Source organism: Planobispora rosea (assembly GCF_014648175.1).
Lineage (GTDB): Bacteria > Actinomycetota > Actinomycetes > Streptosporangiales > Streptosporangiaceae > Planobispora > Planobispora rosea.
This window is the reverse complement of the sequence record NZ_BMQP01000046.1, coordinates 1-18,483: the sequence shown is the minus strand read 5'-3', so window position 1 is coordinate 18,483 and position 18,483 is coordinate 1. Positions and strand designations below refer to the sequence as shown.

18 protein-coding genes and 1 pseudogene are annotated in these 18,483 nt (G+C 71.4%); 12 read left to right on the top strand and 7 right to left on the bottom strand.

The features are described 5' to 3' along the window. Window positions 1-61: 61 nt before the first annotated feature. The gene (locus IEZ08_RS32310; protein ID WP_203863587.1) at window positions 62-361 is read right to left on the bottom strand and encodes a DUF6506 family protein; all 300 of its coding nucleotides are present in this window, start codon (window positions 359-361) and stop codon (window positions 62-64) included. A gap of 218 nt (window positions 362-579) precedes the next feature. Between IEZ08_RS32310 and IEZ08_RS32305 the strand changes: the two genes are divergently transcribed. Both IEZ08_RS32305 and IEZ08_RS32300 read left to right on the top strand, forming a co-directional pair. Further along, window positions 580-1,779, top strand: coding sequence for a cytochrome P450 (locus tag IEZ08_RS32305; RefSeq protein WP_141703979.1), 1,200 nt, complete (start codon window positions 580-582; stop codon window positions 1,777-1,779). A gap of 510 nt (window positions 1,780-2,289) precedes the next feature. After that, window positions 2,290-3,075, top strand: coding sequence for a class I SAM-dependent methyltransferase (locus tag IEZ08_RS32300; protein ID WP_068923640.1), 786 nt, complete (start codon window positions 2,290-2,292; stop codon window positions 3,073-3,075). A gap of 289 nt (window positions 3,076-3,364) precedes the next feature. On the opposite strand, the gene IEZ08_RS32295 is transcribed toward IEZ08_RS32300, so the two are convergent. Next, window positions 3,365-5,038 (bottom strand): methyl-accepting chemotaxis protein, encoded by a 1,674-nt coding sequence (locus IEZ08_RS32295; protein ID WP_203863588.1) that lies wholly within the window; start codon window positions 5,036-5,038, stop codon window positions 3,365-3,367. A gap of 404 nt (window positions 5,039-5,442) precedes the next feature. Between IEZ08_RS32295 and IEZ08_RS32290 the strand changes: the two genes are divergently transcribed. After that, window positions 5,443-6,258, top strand: coding sequence for a hypothetical protein (locus IEZ08_RS32290; RefSeq protein ID WP_141703981.1), 816 nt, complete (start codon window positions 5,443-5,445; stop codon window positions 6,256-6,258). A gap of 208 nt (window positions 6,259-6,466) precedes the next feature. Here IEZ08_RS32290 and IEZ08_RS32285 read toward each other — a convergent pair whose 3' ends face one another. Further along, window positions 6,467-7,033, bottom strand: coding sequence for a hypothetical protein (locus IEZ08_RS32285; RefSeq protein WP_141703983.1), 567 nt, complete (start codon window positions 7,031-7,033; stop codon window positions 6,467-6,469). 447 nt (window positions 7,034-7,480) lie between these two features. Between IEZ08_RS32285 and IEZ08_RS32280 the strand changes: the two genes are divergently transcribed. Continuing rightward, the gene (locus IEZ08_RS32280; RefSeq protein ID WP_189243624.1) at window positions 7,481-8,701 is read left to right on the top strand and encodes a coiled-coil domain-containing protein; all 1,221 of its coding nucleotides are present in this window, start codon (window positions 7,481-7,483) and stop codon (window positions 8,699-8,701) included. A 191-nt stretch (window positions 8,702-8,892) separates the two neighbouring features. Beyond that, a complete protein-coding gene (locus IEZ08_RS32275; protein WP_068923646.1) occupies window positions 8,893-9,477 on the top strand; it encodes an NADPH-dependent FMN reductase in 585 nt (194 codons plus the stop codon). On the opposite strand, the gene IEZ08_RS32270 is transcribed toward IEZ08_RS32275, so the two are convergent. Next, window positions 9,474-9,962: a hypothetical protein gene (locus tag IEZ08_RS32270; protein WP_068923647.1), complete on the bottom strand. Its 489-nt coding sequence runs from the start codon at window positions 9,960-9,962 to the stop codon at window positions 9,474-9,476. The genes IEZ08_RS32275 and IEZ08_RS32270 overlap by 4 nt on opposite strands. Window positions 9,963-10,166: 204 nt before the next feature. On the opposite strand from IEZ08_RS32270, the gene ygiD reads away from it, so the two are divergent. The 4 genes from ygiD (at window position 10,167) to IEZ08_RS32250 (ending at window position 14,154) form a co-directional block, all read left to right on the top strand. Next, window positions 10,167-11,039 (top strand): 4,5-DOPA-extradiol-dioxygenase, encoded by an 873-nt coding sequence (gene ygiD / locus IEZ08_RS32265; protein ID WP_218061715.1) that lies wholly within the window; start codon window positions 10,167-10,169, stop codon window positions 11,037-11,039. Window positions 11,040-11,317: 278 nt separating this feature from the next. Continuing rightward, window positions 11,318-12,523: a tryptophan synthase subunit beta gene (gene trpB, locus IEZ08_RS32260; protein WP_203863589.1), complete on the top strand. Its 1,206-nt coding sequence runs from the start codon at window positions 11,318-11,320 to the stop codon at window positions 12,521-12,523. Then, window positions 12,520-13,389, top strand: coding sequence for a tryptophan synthase subunit alpha (trpA, locus tag IEZ08_RS32255; RefSeq protein ID WP_229803751.1), 870 nt, complete (start codon window positions 12,520-12,522; stop codon window positions 13,387-13,389). The genes trpB and trpA overlap by 4 nt, the downstream gene beginning before the upstream one ends. A 9-nt stretch (window positions 13,390-13,398) precedes the next feature. Further along, window positions 13,399-14,154: a GntR family transcriptional regulator gene (locus IEZ08_RS32250; protein WP_068923649.1), complete on the top strand. Its 756-nt coding sequence runs from the start codon at window positions 13,399-13,401 to the stop codon at window positions 14,152-14,154. Window positions 14,155-14,162: 8 nt separating this feature from the next. On the opposite strand, the gene IEZ08_RS32245 is transcribed toward IEZ08_RS32250, so the two are convergent. Beyond that, the gene (locus IEZ08_RS32245) at window positions 14,163-15,026 is read right to left on the bottom strand and encodes a glycoside hydrolase family 16 protein (RefSeq protein WP_229803750.1); all 864 of its coding nucleotides are present in this window, start codon (window positions 15,024-15,026) and stop codon (window positions 14,163-14,165) included. A gap of 209 nt (window positions 15,027-15,235) precedes the next feature. Here IEZ08_RS32245 and IEZ08_RS32240 point away from each other — a divergent pair, with 209 nt between their 5' ends. After that, window positions 15,236-16,255: an alpha/beta fold hydrolase gene (locus IEZ08_RS32240; protein WP_068923650.1), complete on the top strand. Its 1,020-nt coding sequence runs from the start codon at window positions 15,236-15,238 to the stop codon at window positions 16,253-16,255. Here IEZ08_RS32240 and IEZ08_RS32235 read toward each other — a convergent pair. Then, the gene (locus IEZ08_RS32235; RefSeq protein WP_068923651.1) at window positions 16,185-17,117 is read right to left on the bottom strand and encodes a helix-turn-helix transcriptional regulator; all 933 of its coding nucleotides are present in this window, start codon (window positions 17,115-17,117) and stop codon (window positions 16,185-16,187) included. The two genes, IEZ08_RS32240 and IEZ08_RS32235, sit on opposite strands and share 71 nt — an antisense overlap. Window positions 17,118-17,214: 97 nt before the next feature. Here IEZ08_RS32235 and IEZ08_RS32230 point away from each other — a divergent pair, with 97 nt between their 5' ends. Next, window positions 17,215-17,622 carry a VOC family protein gene (locus IEZ08_RS32230; protein WP_068923652.1) on the top strand — a complete coding sequence of 136 codons (408 nt, stop codon included), beginning with the start codon at window positions 17,215-17,217 and terminating at the stop codon, window positions 17,620-17,622. After that, window positions 17,619-18,158, top strand: coding sequence for a YdeI/OmpD-associated family protein (locus IEZ08_RS32225; protein ID WP_068923653.1), 540 nt, complete (start codon window positions 17,619-17,621; stop codon window positions 18,156-18,158). The genes IEZ08_RS32230 and IEZ08_RS32225 overlap by 4 nt, the downstream gene beginning before the upstream one ends. A 95-nt stretch (window positions 18,159-18,253) precedes the next feature. Here the strand turns inward: IEZ08_RS32225 and IEZ08_RS32220 are convergent. After that, window positions 18,254-18,483 (bottom strand): annotated as a pseudogene (locus IEZ08_RS32220) (ABC transporter ATP-binding protein); the annotation flags it as partial.

The following is an 18,483-nucleotide window of genomic DNA, read 5'->3' as shown; positions in this document are numbered from 1 at the left end:
GCTCGACCCCCGACGGCTTGACGGCGCGCCGCGGTGACCGCTCCCGGCGGGATCAGCGGGATCAGGAGAAGATGGCGTGGAGGCGGTCGATGGTTTCGGGGTCGTAGCCGACCGCGCTGACGGGGATTCGGTCGCCGATCTGCTCGGTCACCCGGGCCGTCCAGACCGGTCCGAACGCGCCGCAGAGTTCGATGAGCTGCGCGCCGTCGGCACCCGGGCGCGCCGCGACGGCCGGTGCCTGGTCGGGACGTTCCACCCCGACCAGGACCGTACGGCAGCGGCCGGTGTCGACGACGGTGACGTCGCGGTCGGGATCGCAGCCCGCCGCGGTGTAGACGAACCCCCACTGGGTCAGTGCCATGTTCGTGCCTCCGTTTCGTTCGGCCTTCAGCCAAGCGGCGGCAGGTCAGTCTGCTGCGCTGTCGTGTCAGGGCCGCGTCAGCACGGCAACGGCCCGGTATCAGAGCGGTCGGCGACTGTGGATGCCATGAACGTGAACGGTTCAGCGATTGCGGTCCCGGGCCTGCGAGAGGCACCCGGAGACGAGATCGTGCTCAACGGCTGACCAGAGGAATGACCATGGAACACACCGTCACCACGCTGCCGGCCGCGCGTCGGCCCGGCTGTCCCTTCGACCCGCCCAAGGAACTGATCCAGGCCCGCGAGCACAGCCCGATCAGCCGCTTCCCCTTCCCCGACGGGCACCAGGGCTGGCTGATCACCGGATACGACCTGGCCAGATCGGTCCTGGCCGACTCGCGGTTCAGCTCACGCAGGGAACTCATGCGCCACCACCCGCTGATCGACTACGGCGACATCGAGGTCCCCCCGGCGCCGCCCGGCGAGTTCCTCCTCATGGACGAGCCGCAGCACGGCCGCTACCGCAAACCGCTGGTGGGCAAGTTCACCGCACGGCGGATGCGCCTGCTCACCGAGCGCGTCGAGCAGATCACCACCGACCACCTGGACGCCATGGAGAAGACCGGCCCGCCGGCCGACCTGGTGACCGCATTCGCCAAGCCCATCCCCGTCATCGTCATCTGCGAGCTGCTCGGCGTGCCGTACGAGGACCGGGGCTCCTTCCAGGAGCAGATCGACAAGTTCCTCGGCGGGGAGACCAGTGACGAAGATCTGTTCGTCGCCTACACCGAGGTTCAGAACTACCTCGCCGAACTGGTGGCCGCCAAGCGCGCCAACCCCACCGACGACGTGCTCAGCGACCTCACCGACAGCGATCTGACCGACGAGGAGCTGCGGGGCATGGCCCTGATCCTGCTGTCGGCCGGGTTCGACACCACCGCCAACATGTTGGCGCTGGGCACCTTCGCACTGCTGCAGAACCCGGACCAGTTGGCCGCGCTACGCGCCGACCCCACACTCACCGACCGGGCCGTGGAGGAGCTTCTGCGGTATCTGAGCGTCGCCAAGATGTTCATGAGGACGGCGCTGGAGGACGTCGAGCTGGGCGGCCGGACCATCAAGGCCGGTACGGCGGTCCTCGTGTCGTACAGCACCGCCAACCGTGATCCCGAGCGCTTCGCCGATCCCCACGTGCTCGACCTGAGCAGGCAGGACGGCGGGCACCTGGCCTTCGGTCACGGCATCCACCAGTGCCTGGGTCAGCAGCTGGCCCGCGTCGAGATGCGGGTCGCCCTCCCCGCGCTGATCAACCGCTTCCCCACGCTGCGCCTGGCCGTACCGGCCGAGGAGGTCGTCCTGCGTCCGGAGACCGCAGACATCTACGGGGTGAAGAGCCTGCCGGTCACCTGGGACGTGTGACCGGCAGGCCGGTGGCAGGCTCATGACATATCGCAATTCCGCACGCCGTGTCTGACCGTGACCGACTATCCCGCCCCGCGGGCCTCGGACGCCGACCGCGACCGCGTCGCGACGGTGAAGGTCGCCTTGCTGCCGTCGTTGCGGGCGATGGTGATCACATCACCAGCCTGCCGCCGGACCGCATCGCCCACGCCCGCCCCGCTGCGCCGCGCCGATCCGCGGTCGCTGGAGCATCGAGGCCCTGCACCATGTCCGTGACGTCACCTACCGCGAGGGCGCATCCTCCGACAACCCGGTGAACGTCCGTGGTCACTCACTAAAGAGGGCGATGCGGCCTGTCCGCATCCGGCCGAGCGTATTCGCCCAGCCCAGGGCGGTGATCACTCATCGTGATCATCCGAAGGAATGGAACGTTCTGGCGAGGTGACCAACACTGGCCTTCGGGCTGCGATCCGGCCGCCCGGATGCCCGGACTCACGTTCGATCCGGAAACCGACCTGGGAGAGGCTGATGGAGACACGGGAAGGGCAGCGGGCCATCTGGGCCGCGGGAGACTACCGGACGGTGGGGGCGCAGTTTCTCCTCGCCAGCGAACTGCTCACCGAGGCGCTTGACCTGCGGGCGAACGAACGGCTGCTCGACGTGGCCACCGGGACCGGCAACCTGGCGCTCGCCGCCGCCCGCCGGGCCGCCGCCGTGACCGCCCTTGACCTCGTCCCGGACCTGCTCGGCCACGCGCGGCGCCGGGCCGACGCGGAAGGGCTCGCCGTCGCCTTCCACGAGGGTGACGCCGAAGCCCTGCCCTTCCCCGACTCCTCCTTCGACGTGGTGACCTCCGCTTTCGGTGTGATGTTCGCCCGAAACCAGGAACGGGCCGCCGCCGAGCTGATGCGCGTCTGCCGTCCCGGAGGCCGGATCGGCCTGGCGACCTGGACCCCCGACAGCTACATGGGTCGCATGCTGGAGCTGAACACCCGGTACGTCCCCGTCCCGGAGGGCACCCACCCGCCCACCCGGTGGGGCACCCGGGAAGGGCTGACGGAGTTGTTCGGCTCCGGGACCGGGATCCACGTCACCCCTCGCACCCTGCGCTGGCGGTTTCCTTCCCCCGCCGAGCACGCCCAGGTCTGGGCGGAGGTGTACGGCCCGACCGCGACGACCATGGACGCCCTCGGCGAGGAAGGACGGGCCGCGCTGGTCGGCGACCTGCTGGCGCTGGCCGAGGAGCTCAATGCCGATACCACCGGCGCCCTGCTGCTGCCTTTGGAGTATCTGGAGGTCGTGGTCTCTCTGTAGTGCGGTGACCACGAACGTTCACCGGGTTTGCTGATCACGTGGCTCGGGTCCGGGGGCGACCCCATCGGCAGTGTTTCTCGCTGCGGGCCCGGGTGCGTTCCCGCCGCTGGGCGGCCAGCGCGAAAAGGCGGCAATCGCTGAATGCCGGTTCCGGTGAAGCCGAGCCCGATCCTGGGCAGCGGTGAGCAGAGCGGGCCTCAGCCGGACGGCCGGTGGGTGGATGGCGGTCTGACGACCGCCATCCACCCACCGGCCGTTTCGTTGTCGCGCGGGCCCGGGTGCTGCAGGCTCAGTACCGGTAGTGTCCGATCACCGACTGCAGCTCCCCGCCCATCCGGGCCAGTTCGGCCGTAGCGCGTTTGGCTTCGTCGATACCGTCGGCCGCGTTCTGTGCGGCCTCGGCCACTCCGGCGATGTTGGCCGCGATGTCGCTGGTGCCGGCTGCGGCATCGGTGACGCTGCGGTTGATCTCGTTGGTGGTGGCGGTCTGCTCCTCGACCGCGCTGGCGATGGTGGTCTGGTAATCGTTGATCTTGCTGATCACCTCGGTGATCTGCGCGATCGCCTCGACGGAACCCTGGCTGTCGCTTTGCAGGGCTGCGATCCGGCTGGCGATGTTCTCGGTGGCCTTGGCGGTCTCCTGGGCCAGATCCTTGACCTCGCTGGCGACGACGGCGAATCCCTTGCCTGCGTCTCCGGCGCGGGCGGCCTCGATGGTGGCATTCAGCGCCAGCAGGTTGGTCTGCTCGGCGATCGAGGTGATGACCTTGATGACTTCGCCGATCTCCTGTGACGACTCGCCCAGCTTGGTCATGGTCAGGTTGGTCTGCTCGGCGATCGCGACGGCGTCGCCGACGACCCGGGCGGCCTCGTTGGCGTTCTGGGAGATCTCCCGGATCGACATGCCCATCTGCTCAGCTGCTGCGGCCACGGTCTGCACGTTGTGCGCCACCTGCTCAGCGGTACTGCTGACGACGACGGCCTGGCCGCTCGCCCGGTCGGCGCTGCCGGCCACCAGCTCGCTGGTGGTCGACAGCTCCTGCGAGGAGGAGGCCAGCGTGTCGGCGCTGCCGGCGATCGCCCGGACCAGGTCGAGTTTGCGTGCCAGCTCGTCGTTGAACGTCTCGGCCAGCGCGGCCAGCTCCTGGGTGCCTGCGGGAGTGAGCTGGAAGGTCAGATCACTGTGGTCCCGCATGCGCAAGGAGGCGGTGTAGGCGACGATGACGCCGCCGACCTTCGTCTGCAGCAGGAACAACACCGCGCCCATCGCCATGGGCAGCAGTACGGTAAGACCGATCAGCAGCTGGATCGAGGTGTCGGTTGTGCTGTTGGCGTCGTGGACGGCCTGGGCCGAGCGGTCGTTCAGCAGCTTCTGGAACTCGTCCATCGGGCCGGTGATGATCGCCTTGTCGGCGGCGTAGGTGGCGTCGAACATGATGGTGCGCGCGACTTCGAGCTTGCGTGCCGGGCTGAGCGCTGCGTCGGCCGCATCCAGCTCGGTCTGCGCGATGGCCGGGGGCATGTCGGCCGCCGCCGCCCCGGACGCCTCCAGGACCAGGCGCTGGGATCGGGACTCGGTCTTGACCAGCGCGTCGGAATTGGCTTTGGCCTGGTCGACGAGCGCGAGCTCCTCCTGGCTCGCGCCGAGCTGCTTGAGCCGGGCGAGAGCCTTGTCGCGGGTCTTGGTGACGTCGATCTCGTTCCAGTAGTTGTCCAGGTGCACGCGGTCGGTGGTGACCGCGTACATGCGTGCCTGGTTGGTGAGATAGTCCGAGGCGGACTGCAGCTGCAGACCCAGGCTCCTGAACTGGGCCTGTCGGTCATAGGCGTGCTTTTCCGCCGTCACCGCGGAGCTGACGAGCACCACCGCAAGCACCAGCAGGCCGGTCAGCAGGACGAGGGTTCCGATGGCCGCTTTGTTGATGGTCGACTGCCGCAGTCGTCGGCCTTGAGTAGTGGACATGCTGGCGCTCCTTTCTCGTAACCATGCGCACCCGGACTCGGATGTCTCTTTGGATATCGGCCAAAAGCAGCGAAGTCGAAGGTATTCGGCGGCAGAGACGCTGAAGGGCGGGCACTCGCGCTGTGGTTCACGGGTGCCGGTAGGCGCTGCCGCGCGGAGGAGGCTCCGGCCTCACGGCTGCGGATCGTGACATCTGGTCGACTGCATGGTGGCGGCGGTGGTCAGCACTTGCAATCCGGCGGCGCCGTCGGGCAGGCCGGCGGAGGTGACCAGGACGGCGAGCAGCAGACCGAGGATGTCGATGACGATGTTGCGCTTGCGGCCGACGATCTTCTTGCCGGTCGGGGTGCCTGGATGAACCCTCCAGGCCGATGGCGCGTCTCTTTGGTGTGAAGAGATCGCGTTTGACCGTCATCGCGCTGCTTGCGTCGTTGTGCGGCTGCGGCCAGTCTGGTGCCGGCCCGGTACCCACTGCGGCCGGGACCGAGACGATCGTGTTGCCGCGGGCCGATCAGCCCAAAGCGCATCGGCCCACCCTGGAGCGGCTCAAGCGAGAGGCGGCGTCCTCGGGCCGATCCCTGGAGGAGGTCGTCAAGCGGTACGCGGCCCGGGTGGCTGCTACCTCGTCACCCAGGCCGACGGACTTCGAAGGGTACGACCCTGCGGTGACCGACCCGGACGTGGTGATCGACGGCATTCCCTACGCGGAGCTGGTCGACCTCGGGGCCATCGCCAAATCGGAGGGCATCTCCTACGAGGAGGCCATCGACCGCTTCGGCTCACAGTCGTCCAACAGCCGGGTGATCGACAAACTTAATGAGGAGTTCCCTGACGAGATCTCCGGTGTCAGATACGTCGACGACGACCAGCGGGGGCTGCGCGTCGGCTTCAAGGGTCCCGTCCCGACTCGTGCGATCGAGCTGGCCAGGACCCTCCCCATGGAGGTCACCCTGATCGGCGGCAAGGGATTTTCGGCCTTGGAGCTCCGGAGGGCCCAGGACACGGTCGTCTCCTGGCTCCGATCCCGTCCTGAGGTGGTCACGATGATGGCGCACTCAGATGAGGAGACCGGCCAAGTCAAGGTCACAGTTCAGCCGAAGGTGATGCCGGACGATGCCGAGAAGTTCAAGCGTGGGCTTCAGCTCCCGCAGTTGGACAATCCGCACATCACCGTCGAGGTCACGCTCTCCGCCGATTCGGTCGCCGTTCGGCCGCAGTGAGAGCCACCGAAGCCCCCGACGCGCACACGGCCCGGACCCAAGCTTGATCCTCCACTCTGCTACCTGGCGGCTGGGGCATGTTCGGTTGCTGCTGAAGCCCCTTCCATGTGGTAGATGGCGACGATGTCTGGTGACACTCCGTGACGTCGGTCAGATCTCCCTGACGCGATCGACGCACTCTCGTGCCGATGTGCGCATGCTGCCGGTGCTAGACCTGGTCGAGGTACATCGGTGCCGGCTCTCCGTAGCGCACCCGCCGAACAGCACCGGGCAGGGCTCTGGCCAGAGCCTGGGACGCCTCGACGGAACATCCGACGGTGAACTCGATCTCCTCGTCGACCTCGCAGGCCAGGCACCAGGCTTGATCTTCGGGCCACACGAGGTGGGGGTCTTGATAGCCCAGCGCAGCGCCGTACCAGGCGAGGGCGGGCGCGTCGCTCAGTACGTCGACAGGGCCGGTGAACAGCAGCATCTCCCGATTCGGAATGTCCACCCGCGGCGCTTCAGGAGCCGGCGGGTCCCCGCCCCACCCCTCCCAGATCGCCGCGTATCCGCTGGAGGGCGTGGCCGTGCATGTCGCGAGAGTCGCCAGTGCCACGCGAACGGCACGATCTTCTCCCTGCGAGTCGACGCCCTCCACCCCATGGCCAAAGGCGATCCGCACGTACACCTCGAAGCCCGGTGGGCCGTAGCGAACAAGATCCCACCACTCGACATCGGCCCGGAGCAACCATCGGGCCGCGTCGGCATTCGGAGCGGGTCGCACCTGGGTCATGTCCTCAGTTTGCCGCAACCGCAGGCGGGAACCGAGACCGGGGTTGAGCAGCATCGGAACGGCCAGTGACGTCAAGGAGCCCGGCGAGCCCGGCTTAGCGCCACTGGCCGTTCGGTTGCTGCTCAAGCCCCGCGTACATGGCGGTGTGCCAGGGGTTGGAGGCCGCCGTCCTCCCGCCCCAGCACGATCATGTGGGCGCCGTCCTCGTCCCAGCGACTCGGCCGCCCTGGTGAGGTTCTGCTCGGCGACCACGGCGCAGAAGTACCGCAGCTGCCGGAGTTCCATGCGCACGAGCATAGAGCGGCGTCGGCGACTGGGTAGCGGGCCCCCGGTTCGTTAACTTGCGGGAATTGTCATTCTCGGTAGTTGATAGGGATTCGATCGAGCGCAACCGATCGCTTTTTCTGACTTGTAATTTCTAGAAAATGGAAATGCTAGGGTGGCCTGATGGGAGAGACGCCGGGCGGGGTGACGCCGTGCCAGCACTGCGGGGCGCCGATCGAGCAGCGGGCCGGGCGGGGACGGCCGCGGGCCTACTGCCCGCAGAGCGACTGCCAGGCGGCGGCGAAACGGGAGCGGGAACTGCGGCGCGCGACACCGGGACTGGAGGGGGCGCTGGCCCGGGCCGAGGAGCTCTACGAGCGCATGGAGAAGGGGATGGCCGCGGTCATCGCCCCGCTGGCCCAGGTGCTCGCCGACGAGCTGAGCCCCGCGGGGGTGGAGGCGAAGCTGAGCGCGGTGCAGGCCGAGGCCCACACCCGGGTGGCGATCGCGCGCGCCGAGCGGGAGCAGGCGTTCGAGCAGGTACGGCTGGCACGCGAGGCCACCGAGCACGCCCGCCGTGAGCGCGATGCGATGGCGCGGCGGGCCCAGGAGGCCAACGCCGAGCGTGACACCGCGCTGGCCGATGCCGAGACCGCGCGTGAGCAGGCCCTGGCCGCGCTGCGGGAGGCGGCCAGCACCGAACGGATGGCCAGGAACGCCGAGGCCGAGGCCCTGCGCCGGGCCGAACAGGCCGAGGCTGCACGGGACGCGGCGGTGCGGGAACTGGCCGAGCGCGTGGAGGCCGCCCAGGCGCAGGCGCAGCAGTCCCAGGCGCAGGCCGTACAGGACAGGCAGGCGGCCGAGCGGGCGCGGGCCGAGCGTGACACCGCACAGCAGGAGGCGGCCGCGGCGCGCAAGGGCAGGGCCAGGGCCGAGCAGGCCGCCGCGGCGGCGGCCGCCCGCGCCGAGGCCGCCGCCGCCGAACGGGACAGGGCCGTGGCCCGTGCCGAGGCCGACGCCCAGGCGCGCGCCCAGGCGGTGGCGGAGACCGCCCAGGTACGGGCGGCGGCCGCCCGCGCCGAGGCCGCCGCCGCCGAGGCCGAGACGGCGGCGCTCGCACGTGTCCAGGAGGCGCAGGAACAGGCGGCGCAGCTGCTGAAGGAGGCAGAGCGCCGCGCCGGCCGCTCCCGGGAGCAGGCCGAGCAGGCGCGGGCGGAACGGGACCAGGCGAGGATGGAGCTGGCCCTGGAGCGTGCCCGCATGGCTGACCTGCGCGAGCAGCTGGAGGCGCTTCGCCGGGAGGCCGCCGGACTGCGCGAGCGGGCGGTCGCAGCGGAGCTGCGGGCCGCGGAGGCGCCGCAGCGGCGGGCGGGGGAGACCGGCGGGCATTCCCGCGGCGGGTGAGGGCCGGTTTTCCGGGCGACCGGCTCACGGCAGCCCGCTCGTACCGGCGGTGCCGACCGGGGTCCCGACCCCCGGACCACGTGAGAACCACCCAGCGCTATCACTCGACGTATGCATATGAATACTTCGGGTAACGGAGGATATGACCCCCGGGACACGGCGACGCGATCTTCGCAGAGACGGAGTAGAGCATGACCAACATCGGGATCGTCCTGGGCAGCACCCGGCCGGGCCGCATCGGGCAGGCGGTGGCCCAATGGGTGTACGACTTCGCCGCCAAACGGACCGACGCGGCCTTCCAGCTGGTCGACATCGCCGACTACGGCCTGCCCCTGCTGGATGAGCCGGTACCGCCGTCGATGGGCCAGTACAGCAAGGAGCACACCCAGCGGTGGGCCGCCAGGATCGCGGAGTTCGACGGGTATGTGTTCGTCACGCCGGAGTACAACCACGGCCCGTCCGCAGCGCTGAAGAACGCCCTGGACTACCTGTACGCCGAGTGGAACAACAAGGCCGCCGGGTTCGTCGGCTACGGCAGCGCCGGGGGCACCCGCGCGGTCGAGCAGCTGCGACTGATCGCCGCCGAGCTGCAGATGGCCACCGTGCGCTCCCAGGTGGCGCTGTCGCTGTTCACCGATTTCGAGAACTTCTCGGCCTTCAAACCGGCCGCCCACCACGAGCAGCCGCTGACCACGATGCTCGATCAGCTCGTCGCCTGGAGCCAGGCGATGAAGATGATGCGCGAACAGCACCACATGGAGACGTACCGTTCCTAGAGCCGTGTCGCGCCCTCACGCCGCCCGCGCTCACCCAGTTGCTCGGCCAGCCGCTCCAGGCCGCCCTTGATGAGCTGCCCGTATCCGTCGTCGCCCAGCGCGCCGATCCCGGCCCGCGCCTGCCGGAGGTGTTCACGGGCACGGTCGAAGTCGCCCAGCCTGCGGTAGCACTCGCTCACGTTCAGGTGCAACGACGGATACAGGCCGGCCACCGAGAGCGGCACCCCGGCCTGGGCGACCCGCTCGTCGGTGACGAGATCGGCGGCGGCGAGCGCCCGCAGGTCCCACATCAGTTCCTGGCGCACGTCGTCCTGCACGTCGGCCATCGAGTGGGCAAGGACGCAGACGTGCAGCGGGTCGCCTCGCTCACCGCCGATGTCGTCCCAGATCCGCGCGAACAGGTCACGAGCGGCTTCCCGCCGACCTTGGTGGTGATGCAGCTCCACTCCCTGGCCGATCCTGGTCATCGTCGGGTCGGTCGTCATCGGCGGCTCCCTCACCGTTGCAGGTGATCACGGTCAGCGTAGAGGAACCCGGTGCGGCTTGAGAGCACCCGCGCTTCACCGGCCTTTTGTGTTCCTTGGCGGGGCGCTCGGACGTCCCTGGCCCGCGGCTGAAGCATGTCTGCCGGGCCGGAGGCGGCGACCGGGTTAGGTTGGCCCCGCACGCGAGCCGCAAGGGGGGCCGACATGGGCAGTGACGGTGCGCCGGCCCTGATGCCGGCGGCGTTCCTCGGGCACGGCAGCCCGATGAACGCGCTGGAGGACAACCGCTACACCCGGGCCTGGCGCGCCCTGGGGCGGGCGGTGCCCCGGCCGCGGGCCATCCTGGTGATCTCGGCGCACTGGTACATCAACGCCACCGCCGTCACCGCCATGGAGCGTCCCCGCACCATCCACGACTTCTACGGCTTTCCCCGGCCGCTGTTCGAGGTGCAGTATCCCGCCCCCGGCCTGCCGGAGCTGGTCGCCGAGGTGGCCGACGCGGTCCACCCCACCTGGGTGGGCGCCGACCTCGACAGCTGGGGCATCGACCACGGCACCTGGTCGGTGCTGGTGCACGCCTTCCCCACCGCCGACATCCCGGTCGTGCAGCTGAGCATCAACGCCGACAAGGACTTCGACTACCATCTCAGGCTCGGCGCCGCGCTCGCGCCGCTGCGCGAGCGCGGCGTGCTCGTCGTCGGCAGCGGCAACGTCGTGCACAACCTGCGCGGCATGAACGGCGCGCTGCCCGATGCCGGTTACGACTGGGCTCGGCGTTTCGACGAGCACGCCAAGGAGACGATGCTCACCGACCCCGCCGGTGCCGCCGCCCTGGACGGCCACCGCGACTTCACCCGGGCCGTGCCCACCCCCGACCACTTCCTGCCGCTGCTGTACCTGGCCGGTCTGGCCGGCGCCGACGGCGGTGCCACCGGGGTGCTCATCGACGGTTACGCCTACGGCTCGCTGTCCATGACCGCCTACACCCTCGACCTGGCCTGTCCCGGCGCCGACGGCGGCACTGCGCCGGCGCCGCCCCTGCCCGGTGACGTGCCGCCCGACGCCTCCAACATGTGACCGGCGGGCCGGCCGACTCCGCCGGCGGGCCCCGCCCGTGGTCGGTTTCCCGCCGGACGGGCCCCGCAGGTCGGATCGTTTCCCATCCGTCGCTCTCCATCGCCGCGAAAGTCCCGACAGCCGCCGCACAACCGCCAAGGATCTCTTTGGCGATCGACTGAAGGACCCCTGAAGATCACGTTGCGGGCGCGGTACCGGCGGTGCCGCGCCCGTTCTTCCCATATCACGCTGATTGTTATAGAACTCTGCTGAGAGTTATAGAACGATCGGAGGATGGCATGCGAAACGTGTCGCCGTGGCGTGAGCCGGTCCCGCCGGACGGGACGATGGGGGAGCCCCGGGCGCGCGGCCGGTTCGGCCAGTACGGCGGACGGTACACGCCGGAGTCCCTGGCACAGGCGTGCCGCGAGGTGGACGAGGCGTTCCGGCGGGCCTGGGCGGATCCCGGCTTCCGCGGCGCCCTGGCGCGGCTGCTCGCCGTGCACGCCGGGCGGCCGACCCCCCTCACGCCGGCCCACCGGCTGTCGGAGGCACTGGGCGTGCGGCTGTACCTCAAGCGCGAGGACCTCACCCACACCGGATCCCACAAGATCAACAATGTGCTGGGGCAGGCCCTGCTGGCCACCCGGATGGGACGGCGCAGACTGATCGCCGAGACGGGGGCGGGACAGCACGGCGTGGCCACCGCGACCGCCGCCGCGCTGCTCGGGCTGGAGGCCACGGTGTTCATGGGCGAGCGCGACATCGAGCGGCAGGCGCTGAACGTCTTCCGGATGCGCATGCTGGGCGCCGAGGTGGTCCCGGTGACCGCGGGCAGCCGCACCCTCAAGGACGCGACCAGCGAGGCCATGCGGCACTGGGTGGGCGCGACCGGCGACTCCCACTACTGCGTCGGCTCGGTTGTCGGGCCGGATCCGTACCCGTGGATGGTCAGGGAGCTCCAGCGGGTCATCGGCGAGGAGGCCCGCGGGCAGTGCGCCGCCGAGCTGCGGACCGGCGTGCCGGACCACGTGGTCGCGTGCGTCGGCGGCGGCTCCAACGCCGCCGGCACGTTCGCCGGGTTCGCCGACACCACCGCACGACTGGTCGGCGTCGAGGCGCAGGGCGGGGCGGGGGCGTCCCGCGGCCGGCCCGGCGTCATGCACGGCTGCCGCTCGTTGTTCCTGCAGGACGACGACGGGCAGATCACCCCGGCGCACTCCGCCGCCGCCGGACTCGACTACCCGGGGGTCGGCCCGGAGCACGCCCACCTGCGCGACCTCGGCCGGGCCCGCTACGTCACGGTGACCGACGAGGAGGCGATCGCCGCTGCGGTACGGCTGGCGCGCACCGAGGGCATCGTCCCGGCGCTCGAATCGGCGCACGCCCTCGCCTGGGTGATCCGCGCGGCGGGCGACGGCGACCTGCCCGCGGGATCGACGGTGCTGATGACGCTGTCCGGCCGGGGCGACAAGGACCTCTCGACCCTGAAGGAGCTGCTGTGACGACCCCCGCCCCAGATCCCGCCCCCGTCCCCGGCCCCGTCCTGGACCTCGGCTTGGAGGCGGCCGCAGACGCGGGCGCGGTCGAACGCCGCCTGCGGTCCCGCCGGGACACCGGCCGCGGCCTGCTCATGCCGTACCTCACCGGGGGGATCGCAACCGGCTGGACGGACTACCTGCGGGCCTTCGCCGCCGCCGGGGCGGACGCGATCGAGATCGGCCTGCCCTTCTCCGACCCCACGCTGGACGGCGTCACCATCCAGCGGGCCAGTGACCTGGCCCTGGCCCGGGGGGCCAGTACCCGCCGGATCCTCACCGAGCTGTCCGGCATGCCGGACCCGGGCGTGCCGCTGGTCGCCAGCACCTACTACAACCTGGTGCTGCACGACGGACCCGAGGCGTTCTGCGCCGCGCTGCGCCGGGCCGGCGTCGGCGGCCTGATCGTGCCCGACCTGCCGGTGCACGAGGCCGACGAGCTGACGGACGTTGCCGCCGCCGCCGGGATCGAGCTGGCCCTGCTCGCCTCGCCGGCGACGCCGCAGCCGCGGCTGGCGGAGATCTCCCGCCGCAGCCGCGGATTCGTCTACGCGGTGTCGCTGATGGGCACCACCGGCGAGCGGGCCGCCCTGGCCGCTTCGGCGGCCGGGCTCACCGGGCGGATCAGGCGCGTCACCGACCGGCCGGTCTTGCTAGGATTTGGCATTTCCACCCCGGACCAGGCCCGCGAAGCCCGCCGGCACGCCGACGGCGTGGTGGTCGGCGCCGCGGTCATGCGGCGGGTGCTCGACGGGGCCGGACCGGACGACCTGCGGGACTTCCTGACGTCCCTGCGGCAAGCCCTCGACGCAAGCCCTCGACCAGGAGTGTGACCGACCGCGATGACCCCCGACGCCGGGCACGAGGCGAGATACCGCGCCATCGCCGCCGACCTCGCCGCGAAGATCCGGTCGGGACACTACGCCCCCGGGCAGGCCCTGCCGCCGCAACGGGAGCTGAGCGCCTCCTACGGGGTCACCCTCATGACGCTGCGCCAGGCGTTGCGGGAACTCAGCGACGAGCGGCTGATCGTGCAGCAGCCCGGCAGGGGCACGTTCGTCGCCCCGCCCCACCTGGCGTACCAGCTCGACTCGCTCCGCAGCCTGGTCGACGACCTGCGCAAACAGGGCCACGACGTGCGCACTGCGGTGACCGGGCAGGCGGTGCGCCGGGCCCCCGCCCACATCGCCGCGCAGCTGCGGCTGCGCCCCGGCGACAGCGCCCTGCGCCTGGAGCGGGTCCGCGAGTTCGCCGGACGCCCCGCCGTCCACCAGGTGTCCTGGGTCCGACGGCCGGTGGCCGACCGGATCCGTGACCGCGACTTCACCGCCGTCTCCCTCTATGCGGCCCTCGCCGACGCGGGGGTGACGGTCGCCCGGGCGACCGAGGCGGTCCGGCCCGATCTGCTCGGCCCCGCCGCCGCCCGCCACCTCCACGAGCCGCAGGGCAGCCCGGTGCTCGTCAGCATCCGGATCACCTACACGCTCGACGCCACACCCGTGGTGTCCGACCACGCCACCATCCTCGGCAGCATGATGGAGATCCGCACCGAACGCGCCGCCACCGGCCTGTCCCTCACCTGGGGCGCCACCAGCTGAGGCCGCGATCACCGCCCGGGCGATGCGGTACGGGCCGGCCGGTACCCTCGCACGTAGTCGACGGTGAACCGCTTGGGATAGGGATGCTCCGGCGCGGGCGGGCCGTCGCGCTCCGGCGCCCGGGGGAACTCGTAGATGTTCAGCATGAGCTGCATGGGATAGCGCGGAGACTGGCGCACCGTCCTGACGTGCCGCCCGTCGACGAGGAAGGAGACGCGCTCGGGCGTCCACTCGGCGGCGTAGACGTGGAACTCGCGGGCGTCGATCGGCAGCGTCTCCACCGTGAAGTCATCGGTGATCTCCGGGTCGCCGAAGGGGTGCAGGCCCATGCCGACCCGCGCCGAGTCCGGCCCGACGTCGCGGCCGAAGATCTCGCAGACGCAGATCTCCGCCGACCGCTCGGGGGCGTCCTCATAGCCGATCATCCACAGCGCCACCATGGACCGCGGGTCGTCGATCGCCTTGGCCCGCAGCTCGACCAGGCCGTAGCGCGGAGTGTAGAGCCGCACGTTGCGCTGCTGCTCGCGCACGACCGCGCCGGAGCCGCGCCCGTGCTGCCCGACGGTGCTGCCCACCGGCCCGGCGAACAGGCCGGTCTGCAGGGACGACACGCGCAGCGGCCCCTCCAGCTCCGGGCACCAGGGCGGCTGGTCCTCCTCGATCAGCAGGTGCAGGCGGCCGCCGCCGATCTCGTAGCGGGCCGCGGCGCTGGTCCGCCCGCTCCACTGGGGCAGGTAGTACGGCACCCAGCGGCCCTCGTCGAGGCGGTCCTGCTCGAAGGTGTCCTCGAACTCCAGCTCGTACCCGGCCTTCGTCACCGGGTCGAGCCCCTCCGGCCACCCCTGCGCCGTATCCGCCACTGCATCCGCCACTGCGCGCCTCCTCCCGCGACCGCCCGGCCGTCGTCCCTTCCGGGCACGCCCGCGCCTGCCCGTGCCGCTCGATGAAGCCGCGACCGCAGCACAGTACCGCCGGACCGGACCCGGGACATTCGTCCAAGACACCGGCGCGCACCGACGGCGAGGGTGGACCCATGAAAGGGCCCATGAAAGATTCCACGAAAGGTTCCATGAGAGTCTCCATGAGAGTCTCCACGGGAGGCTCCGCCAGGCTCAGGGAACGGATCCGGGCGGCGGAAAGGCGCGTCGCCGCCGCCTACGGGCTGACGATGACCGAGCACACCGTCGTGCTCGGCGATCCGCCGGTCCGGGTGCGCGTCCTGGCCGCGGGCTCGGGCGAACCGGTGGTCTACGTGAACGCCGTCTCGGCCCCGGCCATGGGGCTGGCCCCGCTCGCCGCCCAGCTGCCCGGGTACCGTCATCTCCTGCTCGACCTGCCCGGCCACAGCCTCGCCGAACCCTACCGGTGGCGGGACCGTCCCGTCCGCGACCTGGCGGTCGGTGTGCTGACGGGGACGCTGGAGGCGCTCGGACTGCGGCGGGCGGCGATCGTCGGCAGCTCCCTGGGCGGCCTGTTCGCGCTGTGGGCGGCGATCGACGCGCCGGCGCGCCTGTCCCGGGCCGCGATCGTCGGCGCGCCCGCGACGGCGCTGCCGGGCACCCGCGGGACCGCCGCGATGGCGGCGATGACCTCCGCGGTGCGCGGACCGGCCGCGCAGTGGTCGATGCGGCTGCCCTGGCCGAGGTCCGTGGCGCGCGCCGCCCTCGCGGAGGCCGTCGGGACCGGCGCGGCGCACGGCATGTCCGACGATCTGCTCGATCTGTACCACCTTCCGCTGCGCCTGCCGGGGCAGGCCGCCTCCTACCGCGCGCTGCTGGGCCGCCTGATGCGCGGGCGCGCCCCGCGCCCGGAGAACGTCCTCACCGACACCGAACTGGCGGGGATCACGACGCCGCTGCTGTTCGTCTGGGGGGAGCAGGACGTGTTCTGCCCACCGCGGGCGGGGAGTGCGAGCGTGGCGAAGATCCCGCGGGCGCGCCTGACGGCCGTGCCCGGCGGCCACAGTCCCTGGCTCGACGACGCGGGCCGTTGCGCGGCGCCGATCCGCTCCCTGCTGGCCGGGCGGCGGGTCACGCATTCGCGTAGCGGGCGGCCAGGTCGTGCAGGAGGTCACGCAGTTCCGGGGGGTCCAGGACGGTGAAGGGCACCCCGAGACTGCCCAGGAAGGCGGCCAGGTCGTGCAGGGAGTCGCCGCCGGTCTCCAGCACCCCGTCCTCGTGCAGCAGGCCCGCGGCCGGGGTCAGGAGTTCCGACAGCCGCTCCAGCGGGGCGTGCAGGCGGATGCGGGCCGGATGCCTCCAGGCCGTGGAGCCGATGCCGCGCACGACATGGGCGGCGGCGTCGTCCGGCGGCTGCCGGGGGGTGAAGCGGGGGCCGTTGGGCGTGCGCAGGCCGATGCGGTCGGCGCGGAAGGTGCGCCAGTCGGCGCGGGCGGTGTCCCAGGCCAGCAGGTACCAGCGGCGGCCGGTGTAGACGAGGCGATGGGGTTCGGCCGTGCGCAGGCCGGCCGTGCCGTCGCGTCCCCGGTAGTCGAAGCGCAGCTGCTCGCGGTCGCGGATGGCGGCGGCGATGCCGGTGAGCGTGCCGGCGTCGACCGTGGGCCCGCGGCCGGCGACCGACACGGTGGCCGCCCCCACGGCGGCGATGCGGTGCCGCAGCCGCGGGGGGAGCATCTGCTGGAGCTTGGTGAGGGCGCGCAGCGAAGTCTCCTCGATGCCGGTCACCGTGCCGCCGGCCGCCGCGTGCAGGCTGACGGCCACGGCCACCGCCTCCTCGTCGTCCAGCAGCAGCGGGGGCAGGGCCGCGCCCGCGCCGAGCCGGTAGCCGCCGGCCGTACCGGTGGCGGAATGGATCTGGTAGCCGAGGATGCGCAGCCGCTCGATGTCGTTGCGCACGGTCCTGGTGGTCACCCCGAGCCGTTCGGCCAGCTCACGGCCCGGCCAGTCGGGGCGCGACTGCAGCAGCGACAGCAGGCGCAGGAGCCGGACCGAGGTTTCCAACATTGCGCCAGTCTGCCAGGACTTGAGGAAACGCACGTTCCTCAACGGCGTCTACCGTCTGAGGAGAGCGAAAGCTAAGCCAACGAAAAAGGAGCGGCGCATGTTGCGAGGACCGGCCACCGTCAACTTCTGGGCCGACGACCTGGAGGCGGCCAGGAAGTGGTACGCCGAGCTGCTGGGTGTCGAGCCGTACTTCGAGCGCCCGGGCGGCGGGCAGCCTGCCGCCTACTACGAGTTCAGGATCGGCGACTACCAGGCCGAGCTCGGTCTCATCGACCGCAGGTACGCCCCGCCGAACGCCTCGGCCGCTCCCGGCGGCGTGGTCCTCCACTGGCACGTCGACGACGTGCAGGCGGCCCTGGAGCGGCTGCTGGCCATGGGGGCCACGCCGTACATGCCGCTCACCGAGCGCGGCGCGGGGTTCGTCACCGCGTCCGTGGTCGACCCGTTCGGCAACGTGCTGGGCGTCATGTACAACCCGCACTACCTGGAGGTCCTGGGCCGATGATGCACTTTCCGGACGCCGCCCGGTGGGAGGCGTGGCTGGCCGAGCACCACGGGGACGACGGCGGCGTCTGGCTGAAGATCGCCAAGAAGGGGTCGCCCGTCGCCGCGGTCACGATCGGGCAGGCGCTGGACGTCGCGCTGTGCTACGGCTGGATCGACAGCCAGCGCAAGTCCTGCGACGAGCACTGTTTCCTGCAGCGGTACTCGCGCCGCCGCAAGGGCAGTCCCTGGTCCCGGGAGAACGTCGAGCGCGTGGAGGCGCTGACCGCCGCCGGGCGCATGCGCCCGCCCGGCCTGGCGGAGGTCGCCGCCGCCCGCGCCGACGGCCGCTGGGAGGCGGCCTACGTCGCCCAGCGGGACGCCACCGTCCCGCCCGACCTGGCAAAGGCGCTGGCGGAGCACCCGCGGGCCGCCGCCCGCTTCGAGGCGCTCGGCAAGACCGGCCGTTACCAGGTGATCCTGTCGCTGCTGAAGGCCAGGACCCCGGCCGGACGCGCGGCACGCCTGAACAGGGCGATCTCCGGCCTGCTGGAGTGAGGAGCCGCCCGCCCGCACGGGTGGGCGGGCCGACGGGGATCCCCTCGCCGATCCCTCGTTGCGGCGCCGGACCACCACGTGAGGTCCACCCGCCCTCATGCGCCGCCCTCACCCGCCACCGCCGGTGCCAGGGAAGCATTCCAGAAGTCGGCGTAGCGGCCGCCGCGGCGCAGCAGTTCGTCGTGGCGTCCTTCTTCCACGATCCGGCCGCCCTGGAGAAAGGCGATGCGGTCGGCGCGTTGGACCGTCCGCATGCGATGGGCGACCATCACGACCGTCCGGCCGGCCATCAGGCGTTCGATACCCGCCTGGACGGCCGCCTCGT